Source organism: Synechococcus sp. N26 (assembly GCF_900473975.1).
Lineage (GTDB): Bacteria > Cyanobacteriota > Cyanobacteriia > PCC-6307 > Cyanobiaceae > Parasynechococcus.
In genome coordinates this window covers 117,951-124,183 of record NZ_UCNM01000012.1, presented here as the reverse complement: position 1 = coordinate 124,183, position 6,233 = coordinate 117,951, and the positions used below count along the sequence as shown (strand labels likewise).

The following is a 6,233-nucleotide window of genomic DNA, read 5'->3' as shown; positions in this document are numbered from 1 at the left end:
GGGATCAAGGATTTCTTCCGTGACAGTCCGATAATCAAGTCGCGATGGCTACAGAGAATCGGCGTATGAGGCCTTATTGGCTATTGACCCAACTCCACAGGCGAGACATCACGCCCTTGGGATTCCGCTGATTCTCGCGATCCTGCCAATCCTCGTAAGCAGGCAGATCAATCTCTTCAGGCAGTGGCGCCCAGCTACCCATCCACACGTTGACCTTCTCCGGATTGAGGTTGCAGGGCAACGTCTCTAGCCAGTTGATGTAGTCGCGATTCATGATCAGTAGCTAGTTTTGGAGATGAGACGAGATAGCCGAGGGAACGGCGGTCTTGGCTCGGGTGATCTGTCCGACGGCTGGCCGGATCACCCTGTTTGCGATTTGGTGGCAACCCACACACTTCAGGCGTGATCAGGACGGTTACGAATAAGGGGTATCGGGCCGGGACGCGGATCTGCTCGGTGCGGCGGGGCCATATTCCTCACACCTAAGGCTCCGCTTGTCTGGACATGGGATCAGGCCCCGTTCTCAGCCATCACAAAGGCAGCAGCAAGCCAATCCAAACGGCCTGAATCGCTAAGTCAGCAGCAGATGCAGCAACAGCAGTAGTAAGAGGCAAACTGACTGAACTCTTGATTAGCTGATGGAGATGAAAATTAATGGACACCCCATCAGCGTTCGCTTTAAAAGCGACGCGGTCGTAGCCCAGAGAATCGCGGCTCATATCCAGCGCCGCATAGAAGAAGACGATTGGCTCCCCTTTCAGTCCAAGGAGGATGCGCTGCAGTCGTGGCAAAAGCTTGGGGGCATTCGCGTTCAGGTATTGAGGGCCTACGACCTCATCTGATCAGCGCACAGGCGGCGGACAACGTCTCCAGCCTGTCTTCTGCATCGTCTGCCAAGCCTCAATGGCGTTATGCAGCAGAATCCGCCGCCGAGTCACCGGCTCAGGAGGATATGGCGGCAACGCTCAGCAAGCGTCAGCAGCAGATGCAGCTACAGCAGCAATCGCGCACAAGCGGGGGCAGGAAACCATCTTTCATGAGAACTAAGCGGCCAACTGATCTTCGTATTCAGCAAGCTGAATTTCTAATTCCCTTATTTTACTTAAGAGGGTCCCAAATCGTAAGTCAGAGCCTTGGTGCGTGGAACTTATCAAATCGCGAGCAAGCAATAATCGATGGATCTCGATCTCTTCTTCTAGAAAATCACGGTAAGAATTTCCCACAACAATCCCCTAGTCGTATTGCACGTAATGATGTGAGGGTCTTCGCAGCTCACGCGTTTCTTTATCGTGCTGAATTCTCTGCAATCGGTAATAGGCAGAGACGCAGCGGGGGCACTCACATGGGACACGACATTCTTCAAGCTGACGCATTGCTACGTCGGCTTGATGATTCTCAGACCAGGTATAGGGAGTCACCGCAATTTGGGCGGAGGACCAATTCACAGTGCACGAATTCCAGAAACAATGTGGTTCAATCCGGAAAATGTCTGGGACTCAACAACACAAACTGTGTACTCAGTTACACGTCTGTCGGAGATCCAGCTTCAAATCGTTCCTAGCTACTGCTCGGAGTACAGCCACCCCTCACCACCAGACTTTTTTGGCGGCTCGTGAAAGCTGCGGTCTTTGTTGGGCATATGGATGGTCTAACCACCTGTCGCCACAGCTGTTTTGATTCGCGCCTTTATGTCTTGCAGCGTTGACCCAACAACACGTTCGCCTGATGGCAGCCACGCTTCCCAACGTTCGTAGTCGGGTCGGACGGCGCCTGGCATCAACGAAGCAGTCAGCGATGAGTTCACACAGCAACTCACCCGCTTTAAAAATACTGAGGGCAACCACGTCTGGAAGTCGCTCCAAAAGGAAACCAAGGGCCTGACCGCCAACGGATTGAGACACGGCTACGCTTTCCGCGCCCACAAGTGCGGAGAGGGGATGGACGTCTTCACCGCAGCAAACCTGATGGGGCACGACGCCAAGACCCACATCAAGCACTACGCGCAGTGGATTGACGAAACGACATTGGTGGACCGAGTGGCGCAGTGGGAAGGGGTACTGGTCTCACAGCCGGAATCACTTACGAAGCGTCAGCAGCGGATGCAGCAACAGCAGTAGTGAATGGACTGGAGATGGAAGGGGAAGAAGAATGGAGCTCTTAGAGATAAGACCAACGACTCACGGAGCAGGCAACGCGACAAGTCTGGAACCCAACACAGTACAGCCTTAAAAGACTTGAAATGTCCAAAAAAAACCTTAAATAGGGTTGTCTTTGAGTGTTGGACTCCTCAAGACAGCGAATACGGCTGACGACCTACGTCAGCAGTCGTATTCGTTCGTCTTTAAATCGTGACTACATTCACATCTCTATTGCCAGTACCTTATAAATATCGTGTCGCGTGGCTGAGCAAGTCAACGGCTGCGAGTCCGAGAGTGGTACTCCTCACCTCTTGGATTCGTATGCTTTGAATTTTATTTATCAATCCATAATACAATCAATTTTAAATTATTTCCGCACACATTTACCCTTATCCACAAATAACTGCTCTAGTGAGCGATAGTCGGTTGACCACGCGAGCAGTGTTGCAGCACCCAAGGCGAATCCTGTCTTTCTGCATGTCAAGGCAGGCATGACCGTGATCGTTGTGGACGGCAGCGACTGGCGGATGGCTGACGTGATCTGGGTGGATGGTGGCGCCAGAAACCCCAAGGTCCCGACCCTGTTTCAGGTGGCAGACGTGGACACTGGCGTCATCAACTGGGTCAACGCTGACCTTGTGACCCACATCGTTCCAAAGACCTGGATCACTGGCATCCTTGGCGTATGGATACGAACAGGGCGGCCACACTGATGACCCGCGCCGCTTGGAGCGCGGTAATCGCTTTACCAGTCCTTTTGTTGGTGAACTCGTTAGAGGAGAGAGAGGCCATAAGAGAGTGCTTGATGGAAGAGTTGATGGGAGAGCACGGCGACAGACAAGCTGCCGAGGCCTATTACAGGTTTAGAGGGGCAGGCGGCGATAACGACATCAGCACCTCGCTTGAGATTGCACGCTTGAACTGCAAAAGCGGTCGCAAACCCATTGTCTACTGAACAGTCATCATCTCCTTCACGCATTCGGCCACTCCTACCCCAACGCCACAGGCGAGACGACGTGACAGAAGTAGATGGGCTGGCCTCCTGAGGCGGGATAGCTGAGTACGCGAGAGATGCATCGCCACGATGTGAAGTACCTATCCGAAGCCTCCAAATGAACTTTCAAAAAGTGGCATGTGCCAGTGCGATCCACTCGCACCCAAGCCCCCTAAGACACATGTAGTGGTTTAGATGGAAATGATTCCATTCGTTCTGCCCGTCGTTGGCTTGGTCCTGGTGGTGGCTCAAATCGTCTACGGAGACGTACCTCAGAACCCTTAAGTAGCCATATCGTTCCAGTTGGCAGACGTGGACACTGGCGTCATCAACTGGGTCAACGCTGAGCTTGTGACCCACATTGTTCCAAGAGTTTGAGTTCTGGGCGCCGACGTGGCAGAAGCAGATGGGCTGGGCTTCTGAGGCGGGATAAGAATGAGTAAAACAGCTCTGGGCTCGGAAGTCTTATTCGTCGTAAGGATCAAATCATCAGCCAACAGGAGGCTGAAATGTTTGAAGTCCTCAAAGGCCATACGGCTAGCTGTCAAAGAAGAACCTGCCTGAAGTGGGAAATCAATGGCGAGCTTTCGGCAAATGACCGCAACAATCTGATGAAGCTGCTTTGTCAGGTGGACAAGCAAGCCTGCATTGAAGAACTGAGTGACGCGGACATATACGACGAGAGATAGTCAGCGGCTCACCCAACCCCGCAGACGAGCCATCAGCCCCTTGGGATTGCGCTGATTCTCGCGACCCTGCCAATCCTCATAAGCAGGCAGATCAATTTCTTCAGGCAGTGGCGCCCAGCCACCCATTCATAAGTTGACCTTCTGCGGCTTGTGGTTTCAGGGCAGCGTCTCCAGCCAGTTGATGTAGTCGCGATTCATGATCCGTGGCTAGTGGTGGAGATGAGACGAGATCGGCGAGGGAACGACGGTCTTGGCTCGGGTGATCTGTTCCGACGGCTGGCCGGATCACCCTGTCTGCGATTTGGTGGCAGTTCACACGCTTTAGGCGTGATCAGGACGGTTACGACTGAGGGGCATCGGGACGGGACGCGGATCTGCTCGGTGCGGCGGAGACACCATCGCTCGGAACTCCGCCTGTCTGGAAATGGTGTGAGGCCCCGTTCTCAGCCGAGGCCCCGCAGTGACTGGAAAGCCTAAAAACCAGTCACTGAGGAGGAGTCATGGAGATGGGCTGAGCTCAAGAAACTGGCTAAGGACAAGCGACAAGCCGTCCACCCACGACTGTCACAGTGCCAGTTGAGTAGGGATGCTTGTCTTGTGAGGAAAAACGCCTCACGGGGTGGAAACAAGGTCACACTCCCGGGAGACGTTTTGGAGCCCCTGCCTTCGGCGGGGGTTTCTTTTTGCCACGCGTTATCCACAGACCAAGTGGCCCCCTGCCTGCAGCCTCGAGCCTCGAAATGCCCCAAAAGCGCTACTGCTAGTGCTTCAAGGCATAAAAAAACCCGCTGTGACGCGCACATCGGGCCAGGTGATGGGGGAACTGACAATATGGCCCAGCTCTTAGCCACTGCCTAGCCCCACATTTGGTGTCTTAAGAGTCGGTACAGAACTTCACCGCACTATGTCCGGAATATGGATTTGTTGGCACTTCTGAGTCCAACGAGGCTAGTTTTGTCCAGTCCGGTCGGGTGATGGGGATCAACCGAAAGGGTTAGCGACCTCGGAGACACCTCCGGGGTTTCTTTTTGGGAAATGGCCTCCAACCAAAGATCTGGCTAAGGGTTGAGTTCAACCATCCCGATCTAAATGACCACTGGTTATCCAGAAACAACGGAGCAGGATCCCTCGGTGCCAATGCAACGTGGGGATCACCGCGAACGACTCGCAAAGTTCGTTGGCGAATTGTGGGCACAACGCCGACACGTTGCTGAGACTCGTCGCCGCATCGAAAAGAGATTCGCGGATGAGAACGACTGGTTTGTCCGCATAGACACTGAACTCGTCGACTGAAGTCTTATCCGGCCAACTGAGAGCTCAAACGGAGAGCGGCTCCCAGCACCCACCCGCTCAGGAGTACGACAAGCAAGACTTAGAGGGACCGAATAGACAGCGAATGCTCCGCAGGGTCCTCCTCCGACAAGGGATCCCAAGGTCCTTGTCGCGGTGAACCAGTCATTGGTCACAACCTCTTACGTCACTGATGCTCTTTGCTGCTCTTGCATCCGTTGTGATCGCCACCTGCTACGACGGCGATACCTGCACCACGACAACCGGAGAGAGGGTTCGGCTCGCCTGCATCGACACCTCTGAACTGCAGGGCAAACGAGCAGATCCCATCACAGCCATTGAGGCACGCGATCACCTCCGATCACTGGTCGTCGGACGCACCGTTGGCATCCGCCGAATCACCACGGATCGCTATGGCCGCACCGTGGCGGAACTATCTGTTGATGGCTCGAACGTCCAGCAACAGCTGGTAGTCAGCGGTCACGCCGACATCTATTGGAAGTACGCGCATCAATGTTCCTGGACGGAGGATCAGTAAAAGGACCAGCGTCATCAGCAAAATGACGACATGAAACGACTACTGCTGCTCTTGGTCCCACTGGTGTTGGCAGATCCAGCCATTGCCTTTGATGGGGGTTGGCATGACAAAGAGGAAAAGCCGGAACTTTCTACTGATCAATCAGAGACTCTTGCAAAGTATTCAGAGTTTCACCAATCCTGCATGGACATCCAAATGACCATGTGGGGAGAGGTTGCAGAATTAATGGAAGATCTGGCTACAGCACACTGCTACTGCGAATACACCAAGCTTGAGGACTTAAAAAGTATTACTTGGGCAGACAAGAATGCTGCCGACATTGAATGTGCCAACCAAGGCACAATCAGTAAAAAAGAAGCTTTCATCTGGTGGGCTCTTCCACTACACCGTCAACGCTTAGAAGACGAGCAGGAATAGTCCCAAATCCCTGCAGCTCAACCACTAACGCCTAAGGAAAACGCTGTCAACACGCCACTGACATAAGCCCTGCAGAAATTTTCTGTAATCCATCAACGTCAAGCAAACGCTGCCCGCTTGGCATCTGGACATGCACATGTGCGTCCAGCCAGCCGTCATTCATCAGC

General features: G+C 53.6%; 9 protein-coding genes and 1 pseudogene. 7 read left to right on the top strand and 3 right to left on the bottom strand.

Going from position 1 to position 6,233, the window contains the following annotated elements:
- Positions 1-73: 73 nt before the first annotated feature.
- From DXY33_RS11865 to DXY33_RS11855, 3 genes are all read right to left on the bottom strand, one after another.
- Positions 74-274 (bottom strand): hypothetical protein, encoded by a 201-nt coding sequence (locus DXY33_RS11865; RefSeq protein ID WP_115133045.1) that lies wholly within the window; start codon positions 272-274, stop codon positions 74-76.
- A 256-nt stretch (positions 275-530) separates the two neighbouring features.
- Positions 531-791, bottom strand: coding sequence for a hypothetical protein (locus tag DXY33_RS12970; RefSeq protein WP_170951057.1), 261 nt, complete (start codon positions 789-791; stop codon positions 531-533).
- 51 nt (positions 792-842) lie between these two features.
- Complete coding sequence (locus DXY33_RS11855; protein WP_371634848.1) at positions 843-938, bottom strand: DUF1651 domain-containing protein; 96 nt, start codon at positions 936-938, stop codon at positions 843-845.
- A gap of 954 nt (positions 939-1,892) precedes the next feature.
- Here DXY33_RS11855 and DXY33_RS11850 point away from each other — a divergent pair.
- The 7 genes and pseudogenes from DXY33_RS11850 (at position 1,893) to DXY33_RS12765 (ending at position 6,066) form a co-directional block, all read left to right on the top strand.
- On the top strand, positions 1,893-2,117 hold the full coding sequence (locus tag DXY33_RS11850) for a hypothetical protein (RefSeq protein ID WP_115133042.1): 225 nt from the start codon (positions 1,893-1,895) through the stop codon (positions 2,115-2,117).
- 494 nt (positions 2,118-2,611) lie between these two features.
- Positions 2,612-2,851: a DUF3104 domain-containing protein gene (locus DXY33_RS11845; protein WP_115133041.1), complete on the top strand. Its 240-nt coding sequence runs from the start codon at positions 2,612-2,614 to the stop codon at positions 2,849-2,851.
- Positions 2,851-3,093: a hypothetical protein gene (locus DXY33_RS11840; RefSeq protein WP_115133040.1), complete on the top strand. Its 243-nt coding sequence runs from the start codon at positions 2,851-2,853 to the stop codon at positions 3,091-3,093. Before DXY33_RS11845 ends, DXY33_RS11840 begins: the two co-directional genes overlap by 1 nt.
- 336 nt (positions 3,094-3,429) lie before the next feature.
- A pseudogene (locus DXY33_RS12965) lies at positions 3,430-3,510 on the top strand (DUF3104 domain-containing protein); the annotation flags it as partial.
- A 131-nt stretch (positions 3,511-3,641) separates the two neighbouring features.
- Positions 3,642-3,821, top strand: coding sequence for a hypothetical protein (locus DXY33_RS12585; RefSeq protein ID WP_115133039.1), 180 nt, complete (start codon positions 3,642-3,644; stop codon positions 3,819-3,821).
- Positions 3,822-5,304: 1,483 nt separating this feature from the next.
- Positions 5,305-5,649: a thermonuclease family protein gene (locus DXY33_RS11820; RefSeq protein WP_115133037.1), complete on the top strand. Its 345-nt coding sequence runs from the start codon at positions 5,305-5,307 to the stop codon at positions 5,647-5,649.
- Between the two features lie 30 nt (positions 5,650-5,679).
- Positions 5,680-6,066, top strand: a complete 387-nt coding sequence (locus DXY33_RS12765) for a hypothetical protein (RefSeq protein WP_244276064.1) — start codon at positions 5,680-5,682, stop codon at positions 6,064-6,066.
- Positions 6,067-6,233 lie beyond the last annotated feature (167 nt).

What these genes read in the sequence shown, in the direction of transcription:
- DXY33_RS11820 (WP_115133037.1), top strand. Translation starts at nt 5,305, where the DNA reads ATGCTCTTTGCTGCTCTTGCATCCGTTGTGATCGCCACCTGCTACGAC.
- DXY33_RS12585 (WP_115133039.1), top strand. Translation starts at nt 3,642, where the DNA reads ATGTTTGAAGTCCTCAAAGGCCATACGGCTAGCTGTCAAAGAAGAACC.
- DXY33_RS11865 (WP_115133045.1), bottom strand. Translation starts at nt 274, where the DNA reads ATGAATCGCGACTACATCAACTGGCTAGAGACGTTGCCCTGCAACCTC.
- DXY33_RS12765 (WP_244276064.1), top strand. Translation starts at nt 5,680, where the DNA reads ATGAAACGACTACTGCTGCTCTTGGTCCCACTGGTGTTGGCAGATCCA.
- DXY33_RS11840 (WP_115133040.1), top strand. Translation starts at nt 2,851, where the DNA reads ATGACCCGCGCCGCTTGGAGCGCGGTAATCGCTTTACCAGTCCTTTTG.